The sequence below is a fragment of the Proteus sp. MB838 genome (genome assembly GCF_054767435.1).
In genome coordinates this window covers 15,766-32,047 of record NZ_BAABMO010000001.1, presented here as the reverse complement: position 1 = coordinate 32,047, position 16,282 = coordinate 15,766, and the positions used below count along the sequence as shown (strand labels likewise).

The following is a 16,282-nucleotide window of genomic DNA, read 5'->3' as shown; positions in this document are numbered from 1 at the left end:
TTTTTCCATAGTTCTATTTGCGCCGGACTAAACCGATTTTTCCTTTTGACCATTTGGTTGAGCCTTTTTCATTTGTGCATCTCAGTCTCGGGTTTTACTTTTTTCGCTTTCATCCGATATCTCATAATCTCATAAATCATTGGCTACTTTTAAAAACGTTAACCGTATTTTTAGGTTTAAAAAAAAGATGTTAAAAATGCCATTGAATAGCACAGAAACCGTTCTAAACTGTTAGGATGGTTTTTGGTTCGAGTCTTAAAATTGCTTTGAAGAACTTTGATGGGGATGAACGGGTGGTTTTCGCTAACTAATTCGCCCGTTTAACATAATGGGTCTTATCTGAAACTAAAATGTAATAACAAAAGATGTGTGATAATGACAAAAAGATCAGATATTGATGGAGGCAGAGTTATCTACACCAAATAAATTGGATGGATAGATAAAGGTCATGCAAAAGGTGAAGATGCATCCACTTTAATGGGTGTTCTAACTGCAGGAGACTATGTTAGTGACGTAGACCCAATGACATATTTAACAGTATTAAGTAAAGAAGAGGCTTATCGTCGCTGGGATTCTTATGGCTCTATTGGTAAATATAAAAATAAGCTTTTCAAACCGTTAATTTTTCCTGATCTTACTATTTATCTAAATAATTCAATACATTACTTCGTTTCATTACCATGCTATTTGGATCGCGTAAAACCGATAGAAGATATTAGAAATAATAGTATTTTAATTCATGTAAAAGATACAACAGGAATAAACATTGGAGCTGAAAGTGAATGGATTAAAATTGAATAAATTTTTTGTTTTTCCAATATTATTGGTTTTATCTTTAATGACGACCATCATTTTACTGATGTTTCCTGGTGACAGAGAATATACCAAGCTAAATTTTGTTTATTATTACTTATACACTTTTGATGAGGTCAAAAAAATAGATTTTATATCAGATGAATATATCATTATCTATAGACCCATCGATGGAAATTCAAATGAGTCCAATGATGTTATTTTTTTTAATATAAAACCTGAAAAGAACATAGCTCTTATTGATAATCTATCTAAAAATGGATTCACCTCTACATATGATGATTTCTATAAAGAAGAGCTATGGGTTAAAGATAATATACATATAAAAATATCTATTGATGAAAAATCAAGAACCACATCACTTTTTGTTGAGAAATCTTAAATGTTTTGACTAATACTATCACCTGACATTCCTGCACAAATGTGATCCCAAGATATACCCTCATATCTAATAGTAATATCTTCATATGGTTGTGCATTAGCATGGATAAGTGAGTTCGGATAATACGCTGATATACCTATAATGCTAGCTTATTAAGAGTATTAGAAGGACTAGATTTAGAGTTATCAATTAAGGCTAAAAATTCTAATATAAACCCTATGATTGCAAGTACTGTGATAGCGAATAAAAGCGAAATTGATTTGAAAGATGATGGGGATGATCTCGACTTTTGGTTTAAAACAGAGGAATAAGGTATGAATAAACAAATCGAGAAAGTGGAAGGCCTTAATATTCAGCTACATGACATTTTAAATGCTTGATGAGCATAAAGAGAAATTAGTATTACATTGGGCACAGTTGCATGATGATTTTAAAATCATAGGAAAATAAATGGGGAGAGAGTACCTTATCATCACATGGCAATTCCTTTATAGATAAGGATGCTTCTCGTCTTATTTTTCGTCTCTTCCCCTTCTGGTTTTATGTTTTTCAAAAAATTAGGTGTGAATATGGTATTTTTTATCGTTTAAGCCTATTCACTCAAGCAATTTATGATTAAAGTAAAACGAGTTTTCTATTATGGAGAGAATTTATGCTTTATATCTTTGATATGGGTAATGTGATTATCGATATTGATTTCAATCGTGTTTTTGCCGTGTGGAGTAAACTCAGTGGGGTTCCATTAGCCAGTATAAAAGATAATTTTACGACTGGGGAAACCTTTAAATTACACGAACGAGGCAATATTACGGATATAGAATTTGCAGAAGCTGTCTGTGCTGAGCTTGGTATTGGACTGAGTTTTGAACAGTTTGCGGAAGGATGGCAGGCTATTTTTATCGCTGTTCGCCCAGAAGTCATAGATATAATGAATAAGCTAAGAGAGCAAGGTCATCGTGTGGTGGTATTGTCAAATACTAATCGATTACATCAAGATTATTGGCCTCAGCACTATCCTGAAATCGCCGCTTCAGCGGACTTTCTCTATTTATCCCAAGATATCGGTATGAGAAAGCCAGATCCTGAAGTGTATAAATATGTGCTACAGTCCGAAGGCGTTGAAGCACAAGATGCTGTCTTCTTTGACGATTTACAAACCAATGTCGATGCAGCCATTGCGTTAGGTATTCAAGGTGTTCATGTCGTAGATAAAAATACGGTTGTTGAATACTTTAAAGATCATGATTTTACTCTCCCAGTAACAGAATAACGTTGTAATAGGATAACAATTAATTGAATTTGTTATCCTTTTTTTATAAACACATATTCGGTGTTAATCAGGAATACAGTATGATTGCGTTAATCCAAAGAGTGACACAAGCGAAAGTCGATATTGCCGGTGTGACTGTTGGCGCCATTAATCACGGCTTACTCGTGCTATTAGGAGTAGAAAAAGACGATAACCAACAGAAAGCAAAAAGATTATGTGAAAAAGTGTGTGGTTATCGTATTTTCAGTGATGAAAATGACAAAATGAATCTGAATGTACAACAAGCAGGTGGTAGCCTATTAGTCGTATCGCAATTTACACTCGCTGCCGAAACCCAAAAAGGGATGAGACCGGGTTTTTCTAACGGAGCGCCTCCTGAAATGGCTGAAAATTTATATCACTATTTTGTTGAGCAGTGTAAGCAACAAGGTTTAGAAACCCAAACAGGGCAATTTGCTGCTGATATGCAGGTCACCCTGACTAATGATGGCCCAGTGACATTCTGGTTGCAGGTCTAGTTGAATTATAATAGGAGCTTACTATGTATCATTTACGAACCCCTAAGACGCAAGCAGAATTAGCAGCTTATTATACTTTTCGTTGGGAAATGCTTCGTAAACCGTTACATCAGCCCGAAGGCTCCGAAAAAGATGGTTATGATACCTTAGCGCATCACCAGATGGTGGTTGATGACAGTGGGCAACCCGTTGCTATTGGTCGTCTCTATATAAATGCCGATAATGAAGGTGCAATCCGCTTTATGGCGGTACGTGAGGATGCTCAAGGTAAAGGATTAGGCTCTTTAGTTGCCATGGCGTTAGAGTCTTTAGCTCGCCAAGAAGGGGTAAAGCGTATTGTTTGTAGCGCCAGAGAAGAGTCTGTTCGTTTCTTTGAAAAATTAGGTTATGAGAATTGTGGTTTAGTCACAGGCCCTCAAACTACCCCGATCAAACATTACTTTATGAAAAAAAGTATTGAATCATTAGATGATATTCTCCATCGTCCTGATTGGTGCGCGGAGTTGCAAAAACAGTGGCATCAGCATATCCCCCTAAGTGAAAAAATGGGGTTACGTATTACGCAATATACGGGCACCCGTTTTTATACCACGATCCCTGAATCCGGTAATCAAAACCCACACCATACTATTTTTGCCGGTAGCCAGTTTTCTTTAGCAACACTGACCGGTTGGGGGCTGATTTGGTTGTTAATGCAAGAGCATAAACTGCAAGGCGATATTGTGCTGGTGGATGCGCATATTCGTTATCGAAAACCAGTCTCAGGTCGGCCGTCAGCCGTTGCTGATATGGAAAATTTAAGTGGTGATTTAGGACGATTAGCGAAAGGAAGCAAAGCACGTATTAAGTTAGATGTTGATATTTGTGGTGATGAAGGTACGGGAGCGGTTTTTAGCGGCACTTACATTGTGTTACCCTCACAAAATAAACAGTACTAAATAATAAATCTCTATTTAATTGAAAATTAAGTTATTTATTGTTTTTATCTCTCTTTTTTTCTACCTTTTTCTTATCATGGAAATGAGGAGTGAGAAATCTCTGCTTTAGTGTCTACCTAATAGTGTTTCTATCGTCACTTAATTGAGGTATATTCCGCAGTTTACGGAGGGAAGCATGGACACCAATTTATCTACTCGTCTTAATAAATATATCAGTGAAAGCGGTATCTGTTCACGTCGTGAAGCCGACCGTTATATCGAGCAAGGTCTGGTTCTTATCAATGGTAAGCGCGCAGGCATTGGCGATCGCGTAACGGCGGGCGATGAAGTGAAAGTGAATGGACGATTAATTGAAGCGCAAGATAATTCTGAGCTGGTGTTGATCGCACTGAATAAACCTGTAGGTATCGTCAGTACCACAGATGAAGGTGAGAAAGATAATATTGTTGATTATGTTAACCATAGCACCCGTATTTTCCCAATTGGTCGTTTAGATAAAGATTCTCAGGGACTGATTTTTTTGACTAACCATGGTGATCTGGTCAATAAAATCTTACGGGCGGGTAACTCCCATGAAAAAGAGTATTTGGTCACGGTTGATAAACCCATTACTGATGAATTTATTCGCGGTATGGGGGCGGGTGTTCCTATTCTGGGACAAAAAACCAAGAAATGTAAGGTGAAAAAAGAAGCCGCAATGGTATTTCGTATCACCTTAGTACAAGGTCTAAACCGTCAAATTCGTCGTATGTGTGAATATTTTGGTTATGAAGTCACCAAGCTTGAACGTATCCGTATTATGAATGTTAGTTTGGCGGGATTACCTGTCGGGGAATGGCGTGACTTAACGGATGATGAGCTGATAAAGCTATTTGATGCTATTGAAGCATCAAGCTCTGAAGCCCCTAAACAGAAGCAAAATAAACCTAAGAAACAGATAAGTAGTAATGCGAAAGCGTTAGGGATCCATATTCCGAAAACAAAAGCCAAAGAGACGGAAAATAATACGCGTAAACGCTTTGCACAACCAGGACGTAAAAAGAAAAAACGTTAGTTTGTTTCTTTTATAATTCTGAGTTAAATAAGCGCCTATAGCGGGAGAAATTAGCGCTTATCCCGCTTTATTCCTCACTGTAATCAATCACTCTAAATCCAGTTCATCGAGTTTCTTTTGGCGACGTTCAAGTACAATGGCGGCTAATTCTGCATCCATAATACGCCCCATTAGCGTGTCATAATCCTGTTTTGATAGGCAATAAAATAACGGAGTTTGGTTATTATCACACACTTCGACACTACTACTATTTTCAAGTGCGGTTAAGGGTGCTTGCTGAAATTCATCAAGAGTGATTATTGGCAGGGAAAAATTGTCATCAGACATGAAAACTCCGCAATAAGAAAATAGAAAGAGTCTGCATTGTAACGCTTTTTGCAGCAGGCGCAATCTATGCGCCTGCTAAACCATCAACATCAAAAGGATAAATTATTTATTATTTCGCCGTCTTGCATCCTGTCATCGATAGGCGTTTGGTCATCTTTTTTACCTATTAATGTACCATTTAAGGTCGGTATAACAGCGTCAGCGGCTAAGTTGCCTTTAAGCTTTAAGGTAAATTGTCCTGTTTCATCGGTAGGTTGCGATAATTTCCAACCCATATTATTAGGCAAAGAGAGGGGCACATTCAGCCCATTGACGATAAGAGAAAATAGTCTTTGGTTATTGTTTTGTTCTAATGCAGCAGAGCCACGCACGATGCCTTTATCTACGAAAGCAGAAAACTGTGGAATAATGGCAGTATCTTGTTGTGTCATTAATGTTAGGTCAGGGCGGCGAAGCTCTACGCCATTTAATGTACCACTATCAGCACTTAACGTCGCGGTGCCTTGCCATAATCCCCATTGCCCATCTTTGGCGATGATTAAATTTTTCAGTTGGCCTGTTAGGCCGGTAAATTGAAAAGAAAAGAGGGGATTAATATCAATGAGGATAGATTGGTTTAATGATAACTGCTTAATATTGATACTCTTCACATCTTGCTCAATAGGTTTAGCAAAGAAGGAGAGCCATTGCTCAGGTAGGGTATATAAAATACCTGAGAGTGTTGCATCTTCAATATTTAAAGTCTTTGTCTCGCTGTTCCATTGTCCTGCTAGTTTTATTAGCCCTTTTTCATAGCGTAAGCTTAAATTATCTATGTTAAATAAATTATCTTGCTGATTTAACTTAGCGATCACATCAGTGACATGTTGATTTTTATACACAATATCATCGGTGTTTAGCTCACCGGATGTCAGTGATAGGCTATTATTCCACGCAATTTGAGAAAACTGCCCAGCCAATCCACTTATTGCCCACTGTTTCCCTTCGGCAGTAAAATCAACAATGTTCAATTGCTTGATAGTCATTACTGGAGATTGACTTAATGATTGTTGTAACTCTTCTAAGGTTTTTGTGGATTGCCAACGCAGTCCGGTTAAGTAAACATCATTAAGTTGCCATTGGTTATCTTGATATTGGCCTGATAAAGAGAGTGAGCCATTAAGGAACTGGGTGGCTAATTTTTCAATCAAAATACGATTTGGTTGATATTCGCCAGCAACAATAAAATTATTAAAGCTATTTTTTCCTATCATGCCATCAGCAATGGAAAACTGAAAATGCCCCGCACCAATAGGATCGGTCGATGTAGGTTTCCAAGGTGTGATACCTCCCGTTATTTTGTTAGCGCTAAAGGTGAATGTTGTGCTAGATGTTGGCATGCTATCTAACTGCATATTTTTAAACTGGAGAATATCTGCACTAACAGGAAGGGGAGCTATTTTATTAGCTAAAATAATTTTACCATTCTCTAAAGTAATTTTTTGCAGATGGGACGGCATAGTAAAAAATTGCCAGTTAAATCTAAGTTGTGCTGATTGGGCTAATACGGCGGTTTTATCTTGTTTGGGGTTAATGGACAGATCATAAACAACAATTTGTTCTGGTTGAGTTAAATCATGTTCAATACCGGAAAAGCGAATGTCATAATCACTATACTGTGTTAACCATTCACTGGTTTTTTGCGCACCCCATTGTGTTTGAAGAAAGGCATAAATCACAATAATAAATAAAATAACGATAAGTATCAGAGATACCAAACTTTTTATCAGCCAGCGCATAACCTTTCTCCTGTTTTATACTCCATCAAAACATCATACAGTTATGCCTGAAAATTGACTTTTGCTCAAGTATTCATCAATAAAAGAGTAGTTATGGCATTCTCTTTTATCTAGCCGATATTCTTGCCTAAAAGTAAATAATAATTTTGTTGCCTTAAGTAATAATTAAATCATGTTATTAATCAATTTATTAAATGCGCTATTCCGATTAAAGAGTGAAATAGCGCCGGATTGTGTTTCAGCTATTATTTTTCGGGTGGAAAAATCAGGTTTAAAATAATAGCGGTTAGACCGCCTGCAGCAATACCGGATGACAGTAATGTTTTTAGCCAATCAGGTGCAAACTGTAATATTTGAGGTTGCTGTGATACCCCAAGTCCTACGGCCAAAGAGATGGCGAGGATCATAATAGCACGACGATTTAGTGCCTCTTTAGAGACGATACGCACCCCAGATGCAGCGATAGTACCAAACATAACAAGCGTTGCCCCCCTAGTACAGGTTCAGGAATTCGTTGTACAAATTCTGCCACAGAGGGAAATAACCCTAAAATAATCAACATGGCTGCTACGACATAGCCCACATAGCGACTTGCCACACCTGTTAATTGAATAACGCCGTTATTTTGCCCAAAACAGGAGTTTGGAAAGGTATTAAAAAACGCAGAAACCATAGAGTTCAATCCATTTGCTAATACGCCCCCTTTAATGCGCTTCATATAAAGTGGCCCACTGACGGGTTGTTCTGAAACATCTGAGGTGGCAGTAATATCACCAATGGTTTCTAATGAGGTGATCATAAACACCAGCATTAGTGGGATAAGCAAATGCCAATCAAATGAGAGGCCATAATAGAAAGGTTCTGGTACGGTGATAATCGGTGTTTCTTGTTGTTCAGGCGGTGTAGGTAGCATATCTAGCCACCATGCCAAAATATAACCGACAGCCATAGCAATCACTAAAGAAGCGACACGTAAATAAGGGTTTCTTTGGCGGTTAAGTAAAATAATAACCACTAATACCGAACCCGCTAATAAAAGGTTTTTAGGTGAGCCAAAGGTGTTACTTTCAATAGCGGCGTAACCACCACCAATAGAAGTAAGCCCAACTTGAATTAAAGAAAGGCCGATAATCATCACCACAATTCCTGATACCAATGGTGTGATAATCCGGCGAGCTAAATGTAAAAAACGCGATAATAGCACTTCGGTAAGTGAAGCAACCATTAAAGTGCCAAATAGAGCCGCCATCATTGTTGGAATATCCGCGCCACCATTTTTTAATGCCAATCCCCCCATAATCAGAGGAGCCACAAAATTAAAACTGGTGCCTTGAATTGATAATAAACCTGAACCTACGGGACCCCAAGCTCGAATTTGGATCAGTGATGCAATACCTGAGGCGAATAATGACATACTGATAATGCGTTGAGTGTCATGTGCAGGTAACCCTAATGCTTGGCAAATTAAGATAGCAGGGGTTATTACGGCGACAAACATGGCTAATAGATGCTGACAAGCCGCAAATAGTGTTTGTGGTAATGGGGGCTTTTCTTCTAAAGCGAATAGAAGCTCACTCGTTTTTTGGGGCGAAATCTGACTACTTTGTGACAAATTACGATTTTCTGAAGTAACCATGATGTGAATTTCTTATCTGGCAAAAAGCGTATTTTAATGATCTGCGCCACAAAAGCAATCGTTTGCGTAAAATTGATGTTATCAAAATGCATAAGAGGCGCTCACATTTTTATATGTTTTAACTTGTGTTTATCGTCGTTTTTTTTTCTAATCGGGGTATACCTGCTTTTGGCGTTGTTCATGGATGAACTTAGCGTCGTAGTTTTTTTATACAAAATTAACAAATAAGACGGGGTACATAAATGTATCATCTCGATGTTTATGGCACGCTAGTCGCGGCCACTTTGGTTCTTTTACTCGGACGTAAGTTAGTGAAATCTGTTCCTTTTTTAGAACGGTATACGATCCCAGAACCCGTTGCAGGTGGGTTACTTGTTGCAGCTCTTTTACTTGCATTAAAATCATTTATGGACTGGGAAATTAGCTTTGATCTCTCCTTAAAAGATCCACTGATGCTCGCTTTTTTTGCAACAATTGGTTTAAACGCGAACCTTGCCAGCTTAAAAGCGGGAGGAAAAGCGCTATTTATTTTTGTGTTTGTGGTCGTTGGATTACTTTTAGTTCAAAACACAGTAGGTATTGCATTAGCAGAAATGCTAGGCCTTGATCCTCTTATGGGATTATTAGCCGGTTCTATCACCTTATCAGGTGGTCATGGAACGGGTGCCGCTTGGGGGAAAACATTCGTTGAAAGCTACGGCTTTATGAGTGCCTCTGAAGTGGCTATGGCTTGTGCAACCTTTGGTTTAGTGTTAGGTGGATTAATTGGTGGTCCTGTTGCGCGTTATTTAATTCGTAACATTCCAACCCCTGGCGCAGGCAGTGATGATCATGAAATGCCTACAGCCTTTGAGAAACCCGCTACGGGGAGAATGATCACTTCAATGGTGTTATTGGAAACCATTGCGATGATTTCTATCTGTTTAATGGCAGGGACTTTCTTATCTCAGTTACTAGAAGGTACGGCTTTCTCATTACCTACCTTTGTGTGTGTACTGTTCATTGGCGTTATTTTAAGTAATAGCCTATCAATGCTCGGTTTTTATCGTGTATTTGATAGAGCCGTTTCTGTTTTAGGTAACGTTAGCTTATCGTTATTTTTAGCGATGGCGCTGATGAGCTTAAAATTATGGGAGCTGGCATCACTGGCAATACCTATGCTGGTTATTCTCGGTGTTCAAGCGGCAGTAATGGCATTGTATGCAATTTTTGTCACTTTTCGTGTTATGGGTAAAAATTATGATGCGGCAATTTTGGCTGCGGGTCACTGTGGTTTCGGTTTAGGCGCTACGCCAACGGCTATCGCTAATATGCAAGCTGTGACAGATCGTTTTGGTCCTTCTCATCTTGCATTCTTAGTTGTTCCGATGGTCGGTGCATTCTTTATTGATATAGTAAATGCGATAGTGATCAAATTGTATCTGATGCTACCATTCTTTACGCCTATAGCAGGGTGATGACAGTGTTCATCTAGTTCGAATGAGAACGGCACAGATAAGTCTGTGCCGTTTTCTTTTATTACAGTGTTAAGCCCTCAAGTGCGCTCTAAGCCATTTAAAGTGTGTCGTTTAAGCTTGGCTATATTGGGTCTTTGCAGGTAGCCAGCGTTCGATTAACGCTTGCGAATGCTTAGGGTAATGTTGATGTAAATAACGAGCAATACGTTGTACTTCAGGAATAAGCGCCTGATCGCGTAATAAGTCTGCGACTTTAAATTGAGCATTGCCCGTCTGCTTAGTTCCTAATAGTTCACCTGGTCCTCTTATCTCGAGATCTTTTTGTGCAATAACAAAGCCATCATTACTGTCTCTGAGCACTTGTAAACGTAAACGAGCAGTTTGAGTTAACGGCGTTTTATATAATAAGACACAATGGGAAGCCACAGCACCTCGACCAACACGCCCTCGTAGCTGATGTAATTGTGCAAGACCTAATCGTTCAGGGTTATCAATGATCATTAAACTGGCATTAGGTACATCTACCCCGACTTCTATCACGGTCGTTGCGACCAAAAGCTGTAGTTTGTTTTCTTTAAAGTCGGCCATCACCGCCTGTTTTTCTGCCGGCTTCATTCGACCATGAACCAATCCAATCTTGATTTCCGGTAAGGCAATCGTCAGCTCATCATAAATAACTTGTGCTGCTTGTGCTTCAAGGACTTCGGAGTCTTCAATTAACGTACAAACCCAATAGGCTTGGCGATTTTCTTCGCTACAAGCCACCCTGATACGTTCAATGATGTCATTTCGCCGAGTGTCAGGGATAGCCACTGTCGTTACTGGGGTTCTACCAGGAGGTAGCTCATCGATAATGGAGGTATCCATATCCGCGTAAGCGGTCATCGCCAGTGTTCGAGGAATGGGGGTTGCGGTCATCACCAATTGGTGTGGATGAAAGCCTTGCTCTTCGCCTTTTTTCCATAATGCAAGGCGTTGATGTACTCCAAAGCGATGTTGCTCATCGATAATGACTAATGCGAGAGAGTGAAACTTAACTTGCTCTTGAAAAATGGCGTGAGTGCCAATAATGATGGAAACCTCGCCATTAGCTATTGCATTTTGTTGTGCTTCTCGCGCTTTACCTTTTTGTTTGCCAGCCAACCACCCCACTTGAATACCAAAAGGCTCAAACCATTTTCTAAAGGTGAGGGCATGTTGCTCCGCTAGTAACTCAGTGGGTGCCATTAAAGCCACTTGTTTACCATTGGCTATCGCTCTTAATGCACTTAGTGCAGCAACTAAGGTTTTACCTGAGCCAACATCCCCTTGAATTAGGCGCATCATAGGATAATTTTTTTCTAGATCTTGCTCTATTTCATTGACGACGCGCTGTTGTGCTGTGGTGGGTGTAAAGGGCAATGTTGCAAGAAATTGTTCACGTAATGTTGAGCCATGTGGCATTAATAAGGGTTCTGCACGATAAGATTGTGCTCCTGCCCGAGCATTAAGCATACCTAAGTTATGCGCCAATAATTCTTCAATAATCAGCCGTTTTTGTGCAGGATGTTGCCCCTTTTCAAGTTCAGCAAACGCAATATCAGGGGGAGGATTATGTAAGGTTCGTAACGCGGTAGCGAGTGGCGGTAAACCATAAATAAATTGATCAGGAAGCAGTTCATTAATGGCACAAGTATCAAGTAAGGTTAAGGCTTGTTCTATTAATTTACGCAACGATGTCTGGCGTAAGCCTTCTGTTGTTGAATAAATAGGGGTAAGCGTTTCTTGTAACTTAACTTCTGAGCCAGCCACTTTAATTTTGTATTCGGGGTGAATAATTTCAGGGCCTCGACTTCCTCGTTTTATTTCACCATAAGCGATAACTTGCTTACCCTGAGCAAGGTTATTTTTCATGGCTGCCGTGAAGTTAAAGAAGCGTAAGGTTAAAATACCTGAACCATCAGAAATTTGGCAGGTCATCATTTTTCGACGACCAAAATTTACTTCGGTTCTTAAGATTTCACCGGAAACAGTAGCTGGAATACCAGGAAGTAGATCGCTGATGGCATATAGATGGGTTTGATCTTCATAGCGTAAAGGAAGATGAAGCAATAAGTCTTCCACAGTGACTAACCCTATTTTGGCCAGTTTATCTGCCTGACTTGCACCTACGCCGTGAAGAGTGGTTAAGGGGATTGCATCAAGCAGTTTTCCTTTCATGGGAAAGTTACTCCGTCAGTTTAAATTTCCTAAGTTGTTTTTGTGTCATTTGCATTTCTGCCCACCATGAGTCCGGTGCTTCAATTTCACCACGATCATTAATATAAGGGCGAGGCAGTCCTTTACGACGAGAAACTTCAGCAAGTACTGGATAGCCACCTTCAAAGAGTAAAATTTGTTGCTCTTCTGCAGTTAATGCACTTTCGGTTCGATTATACATGCCCGCCGCCTGACGTTGGCGTTGTGCTTCATATAAAATTAATGCACTCGCCACAGAAACATTCAAAGATTGCACCATACCCATCATCGGTACAATGATATCTTGATCCGCCAGCGCGATAGCTTCTGGTGATATACCGGTTTTTTCTTGCCCCATAATAATACAGGTTGGTTGTGTGTAATCAATCTCACGAAAATCAACCGCTTTATCTGAGAGATGGGTCGCAAGAACTTGCATGCCCTGTGCACGAAAAGTGTTGATGGCGTCGGCAATGGTTGGATGAGTGTTAACATTTACCCAGCTATTACTGCCCGCTGCGGGAGAAACCAGCATACGCATTTTTTCTTCAGGCCAGATAGCATGGATTTTAGGGATCCCCACCGCGTCCGCAGTGCGTATTACAGCAGCAACATTATGAGATTTATGCACTTCTTCAAGGCAAACAGTGAGATCAGGTTGCCGCATCGCCATCATTTGGCAGATGCGGGCATAGCGTGTTGGATTCATAATTAGTTTTTATTACGGCTGACACGTAATACATCAGGCATGATACGAAGTTTACGCATAATATTGGCTAATTGGATGCGATCTTTGGCTGTCAGTCGAATAAATGCACAATAGACGCGTCCATCTTTCTCTTCGGTATTCATGCTCTGAATGCTTGAATTAGCGTCATTAATTGCTGCGGTTAAATTCGCTAATGCACCTTGATGGTTTATCATATCGACTTTGATTTCGGTAATAAAATCACCATCAATATCTTTATCCCACTCAACTGGCATGAATTTTTCTGGCTCTTTTTGATAACCGCGAATATTACGACAAGATTCGTGGTGAATAACTAAGCCTTTACCAGGGCTAATGTGCGCAACAATAGGATCACCAGGAATAGGGCGACAACATTTAGCAAATGAGATAAGTACACCATCAGCCCCTTTAATAGGTAATTTAGGTGTTTCGTCATTGGTTATGCTTAGATGTGTGTGTTCTTCTTGTTGTTGTTGGTTGTCAATCAATAAGTTACGCGCCACGACAACACTCATCGCATTACCTAAACCTATCTCAGCCATAATATCGTCCATTGAGTGAAGCTTCATGCGCTTCAACTCTCGTTCAATATTTTCTAGCGGAATATCTGCCACTTTATGATGGCCTAAAGCGTGATTAAGTAGACGACGACCTAAATTAATAGAGTCTTCACGTTTTAGATTTTTGAGCAACTGTCTTATCTTTGAACGAGCTCTTGAACTGACGACAAAGTTTAACCAAGCCGCATTCGGTCTTGCACCCGGCGCAGTAATGATTTCAACGGTCTGTCCGGTACGTAAGGATTGTGAGAGTGGATAAGGTTGTCTATCAACCCTTGCACCGACACAAGCATGACCAATATCAGTATGAACGGCGTAAGCAAAATCAACCGGAGTCGCACCCGTTGGTAATTCAACAATGCGACCTTCTGGGGTGAAAACGTAAATTTCATCAGGAAAAAGGTCTGATTTCACGTTTTCGATAAATTCAAAAGAGCTACCTGCACTTTGTTGCAATTCAAGTAAACTTTGCATCCAACGTTGTGCTCTGACTTGGGCTGTTGTCCCCGGCTGCTCACCTTGCTCTTTATAAGCCCAATGGGCCGCAACGCCCATTTCAGCCATTTGATCCATATCTTCGGTGCGAATTTGTACTTCAACAGGGACACCATGAGGACCAATGAGCGAAGTGTGAAGGGATTGATAACCATTAGCTTTGGGGATAGCAATATAGTCTTTAACGCGGCCAGGGCGAGGTTTATAAAGGCTATGCATTTGGCCTAACACGCGATAGCAGGTATCGACATCTTTAACGATGACGCGAAAGGCATAAATATCCATAATTGAGTGAAAACGTTGCTCTTTTAGCAACATTTTACGATAAATGGAATAAAGGTGTTTTTCGCGACCGTTAACTTTGCATTGAATACTCGCTTCTGTAAGGCGCCCTTCAATTTCAGAGAGGATTTTATTAATCATCTCTTTACGGTTACCACGAGCTGCCTTAACAACTTCTTTAATCACGCGGTAGCGATTAGGATGCAGAGCCTCAAAGCCTAATTCTTCTAGCTCAGTTTTAATATGGTGTATACCTAAACGGTGAGCAAGAGGACTATAAATTTCCAGCGTTTCGCGTGCAATACGGCGACGTTTATCTGGGCGTAGTGAACCCAGCGTGCGCATATTGTGAGTTCGGTCTGCCAATTTGATCAAAATAACGCGAATGTCTTTTACCATCGCCATGATCATTTTGCGAAAGTTTTCAGCCTGAGCCTCTTTTTTATCTCGAAACTTTAATTTATCCAGTTTTGAGACGCCTTCAACCAGATCTGCCACCGTACTGCCAAACAGAGTTTCGATATCTTTAAATGTCGCAGGTGTATCTTCAATGACATCATGCAACAATGCCGCCATTAGCGTTTGATGATCTAATCGCATATCGGCAAGAATACAGGCAACCGCCACAGGGTGAGTAATATAAGGCTCACCACTTGAACGAGTCTGTCCCTCGTGGGCATCTCTGGCGACGATAAAGGCTTTTTTGAGTTGTTCAACTTGCTCAGGTGGCAAGTATTTTTGAACGATTTGATTCAGGCTTTCAAACAGGTACAAGGCAGACCTACCCCTATTTTATGAGACGATTAACGACGACCTTCCGCAATCGCTGAAACCGCTTGTAATTCTGCGGCTTCTTGCTCTTGCTGCTCTTGACGTTCACGAGCATCAAGAATTTTACCGTTAATCAAACCTTCTTCGATTTCGCGTAGTGCGATAACCGTCATTTTATCATTTTCTTCTGGTACTAAAGGATCTTTAGCGCCAACTTGTAACTGGCGCGCACGACGTGCTGCGACCAGAACGAGGTCAAAACGGTTACCAATTTTCTCTACAGCGTCTTGAACGGTTACGCGTGCCATATTTGTGTTACTCCACCATTAACGAAATGACTGGGCATAATACTGAAACTTATCTCAGTCTGCCAATAATTTGCTGATTAAATCACCATGTCGTAGTGTTTGACGATCAAGGCGTAATTTTTCTGAGCGAATGATTGATTGTAAATCAGCAAGCGCAGTATTGAAATCATCATTGATGAGCAAATAGTCATACTCATTAAAATGTTCCATTTCAGACACAGCTTGTGACATACGTTTAGCAATCACTTCTTCACTATCTTGCCCACGCCCGCGAAGTCGGCGGTAAAGCTCTTCTTTAGACGGTGGCAGAATAAAAATACTGCGAGCTTCAGGCATCTTTTTACGTACCTGCTGCGCACCTTGCCAATCGATATCTAAAAAGACATCAACGCCACTGGCTAAGATCTGTTTGATAACTTTACCCGATGTACCGTAATAGTTACCAAACACACAAGCGTGTTCGATAAAATCTCCACTTGCTATCATACTTTTAAATTCTTCTTCAGTGACAAAGAAGTAATGCTCACCATGGTTTTCTCCTGGTCTCATTGGGCGGGTAGTATGAGAGACAGAAACCTGTGTGTCATATAAAGGCTGTGTTTTTAATAAAGCCTGAATAAGACTTGATTTACCCGCACCGCTTGGAGCGGAAACAATATAAAGTGTTCCTTGGATCATGATGACTTTCTGAATTTGACTGGAGAATTAATATAAATGTATGTCTAGGGAGCAAATCCCCCTATAGT

14 protein-coding genes and 1 pseudogene are annotated in these 16,282 nt (G+C 40.1%); 7 read left to right on the top strand and 8 right to left on the bottom strand.

From position 1 onward, the window contains the following. Positions 1-477 precede the first annotated feature (477 nt). The 6 genes from ACYUCW_RS00150 (at position 478) to rluF (ending at position 4,975) form a co-directional block, all read left to right on the top strand. Positions 478-801: a hypothetical protein gene (locus tag ACYUCW_RS00150; protein ID WP_049199770.1), complete on the top strand. Its 324-nt coding sequence runs from the start codon at positions 478-480 to the stop codon at positions 799-801. Continuing rightward, positions 779-1,195, top strand: coding sequence for a hypothetical protein (locus ACYUCW_RS00145; RefSeq protein ID WP_163748112.1), 417 nt, complete (start codon positions 779-781; stop codon positions 1,193-1,195). Before ACYUCW_RS00150 ends, ACYUCW_RS00145 begins: the two co-directional genes overlap by 23 nt. Positions 1,196-1,847: 652 nt before the next feature. After that, positions 1,848-2,465, top strand: coding sequence for a glucose-1-phosphatase (gene yihX / locus ACYUCW_RS00140; protein WP_004246809.1), 618 nt, complete (start codon positions 1,848-1,850; stop codon positions 2,463-2,465). Between the two features lie 80 nt (positions 2,466-2,545). Further along, entirely contained in the window at positions 2,546-2,983 is a 438-nt protein-coding gene (gene dtd, locus ACYUCW_RS00135; RefSeq protein WP_004246810.1) for a D-aminoacyl-tRNA deacylase, read from the top strand. 23 nt (positions 2,984-3,006) lie between these two features. Beyond that, positions 3,007-3,921 carry a fatty acid biosynthesis protein FabY gene (gene fabY / locus ACYUCW_RS00130; protein ID WP_004249085.1) on the top strand — a complete coding sequence of 305 codons (915 nt, stop codon included), beginning with the start codon at positions 3,007-3,009 and terminating at the stop codon, positions 3,919-3,921. 175 nt (positions 3,922-4,096) lie between these two features. Beyond that, positions 4,097-4,975, top strand: a complete 879-nt coding sequence (rluF, locus tag ACYUCW_RS00125; protein WP_017628653.1) for a 23S rRNA pseudouridine(2604) synthase RluF — start codon at positions 4,097-4,099, stop codon at positions 4,973-4,975. A gap of 87 nt (positions 4,976-5,062) precedes the next feature. Here rluF and ACYUCW_RS00120 read toward each other — a convergent pair whose 3' ends face one another. The 3 genes and pseudogenes from ACYUCW_RS00120 to ACYUCW_RS00110 form a co-directional block, all read right to left on the bottom strand. Further along, complete coding sequence (locus tag ACYUCW_RS00120; RefSeq protein WP_088206988.1) at positions 5,063-5,302, bottom strand: hypothetical protein; 240 nt, start codon at positions 5,300-5,302, stop codon at positions 5,063-5,065. 89 nt (positions 5,303-5,391) lie between these two features. Next, complete coding sequence (locus ACYUCW_RS00115; protein ID WP_163748111.1) at positions 5,392-7,080, bottom strand: AsmA family protein; 1,689 nt, start codon at positions 7,078-7,080, stop codon at positions 5,392-5,394. A gap of 245 nt (positions 7,081-7,325) precedes the next feature. Continuing rightward, a pseudogene (locus ACYUCW_RS00110) lies at positions 7,326-8,716 on the bottom strand (uracil-xanthine permease family protein). Between the two features lie 242 nt (positions 8,717-8,958). On the opposite strand from ACYUCW_RS00110, the gene gltS reads away from it, so the two are divergent. Continuing rightward, the gene (gltS, locus tag ACYUCW_RS00105; protein ID WP_004246816.1) at positions 8,959-10,173 is read left to right on the top strand and encodes a sodium/glutamate symporter; all 1,215 of its coding nucleotides are present in this window, start codon (positions 8,959-8,961) and stop codon (positions 10,171-10,173) included. A gap of 111 nt (positions 10,174-10,284) precedes the next feature. Here the strand turns inward: gltS and recG are convergent, their stop codons facing one another. Genes recG through gmk form a run of 5 tightly spaced genes read right to left on the bottom strand, consistent with a single transcriptional unit; the run spans position 10,285 to position 16,214 of the window. Further along, complete coding sequence (gene recG / locus ACYUCW_RS00100) at positions 10,285-12,372, bottom strand: ATP-dependent DNA helicase RecG (protein ID WP_012368528.1); 2,088 nt, start codon at positions 12,370-12,372, stop codon at positions 10,285-10,287. 7 nt (positions 12,373-12,379) lie between these two features. Further along, entirely contained in the window at positions 12,380-13,099 is a 720-nt protein-coding gene (trmH, locus tag ACYUCW_RS00095; RefSeq protein ID WP_004246818.1) for a tRNA (guanosine(18)-2'-O)-methyltransferase TrmH, read from the bottom strand. A gap of 2 nt (positions 13,100-13,101) precedes the next feature. After that, positions 13,102-15,231, bottom strand: a complete 2,130-nt coding sequence (spoT, locus tag ACYUCW_RS00090) for a bifunctional GTP diphosphokinase/guanosine-3',5'-bis pyrophosphate 3'-pyrophosphohydrolase (RefSeq protein ID WP_060555746.1) — start codon at positions 15,229-15,231, stop codon at positions 13,102-13,104. Between the two features lie 29 nt (positions 15,232-15,260). Further along, positions 15,261-15,536: a DNA-directed RNA polymerase subunit omega gene (gene rpoZ, locus ACYUCW_RS00085; protein ID WP_004246820.1), complete on the bottom strand. Its 276-nt coding sequence runs from the start codon at positions 15,534-15,536 to the stop codon at positions 15,261-15,263. Between the two features lie 54 nt (positions 15,537-15,590). Then, positions 15,591-16,214, bottom strand: a complete 624-nt coding sequence (gene gmk, locus ACYUCW_RS00080) for a guanylate kinase (RefSeq protein WP_004246821.1) — start codon at positions 16,212-16,214, stop codon at positions 15,591-15,593. Positions 16,215-16,282: the final 68 nt, after the last annotated feature.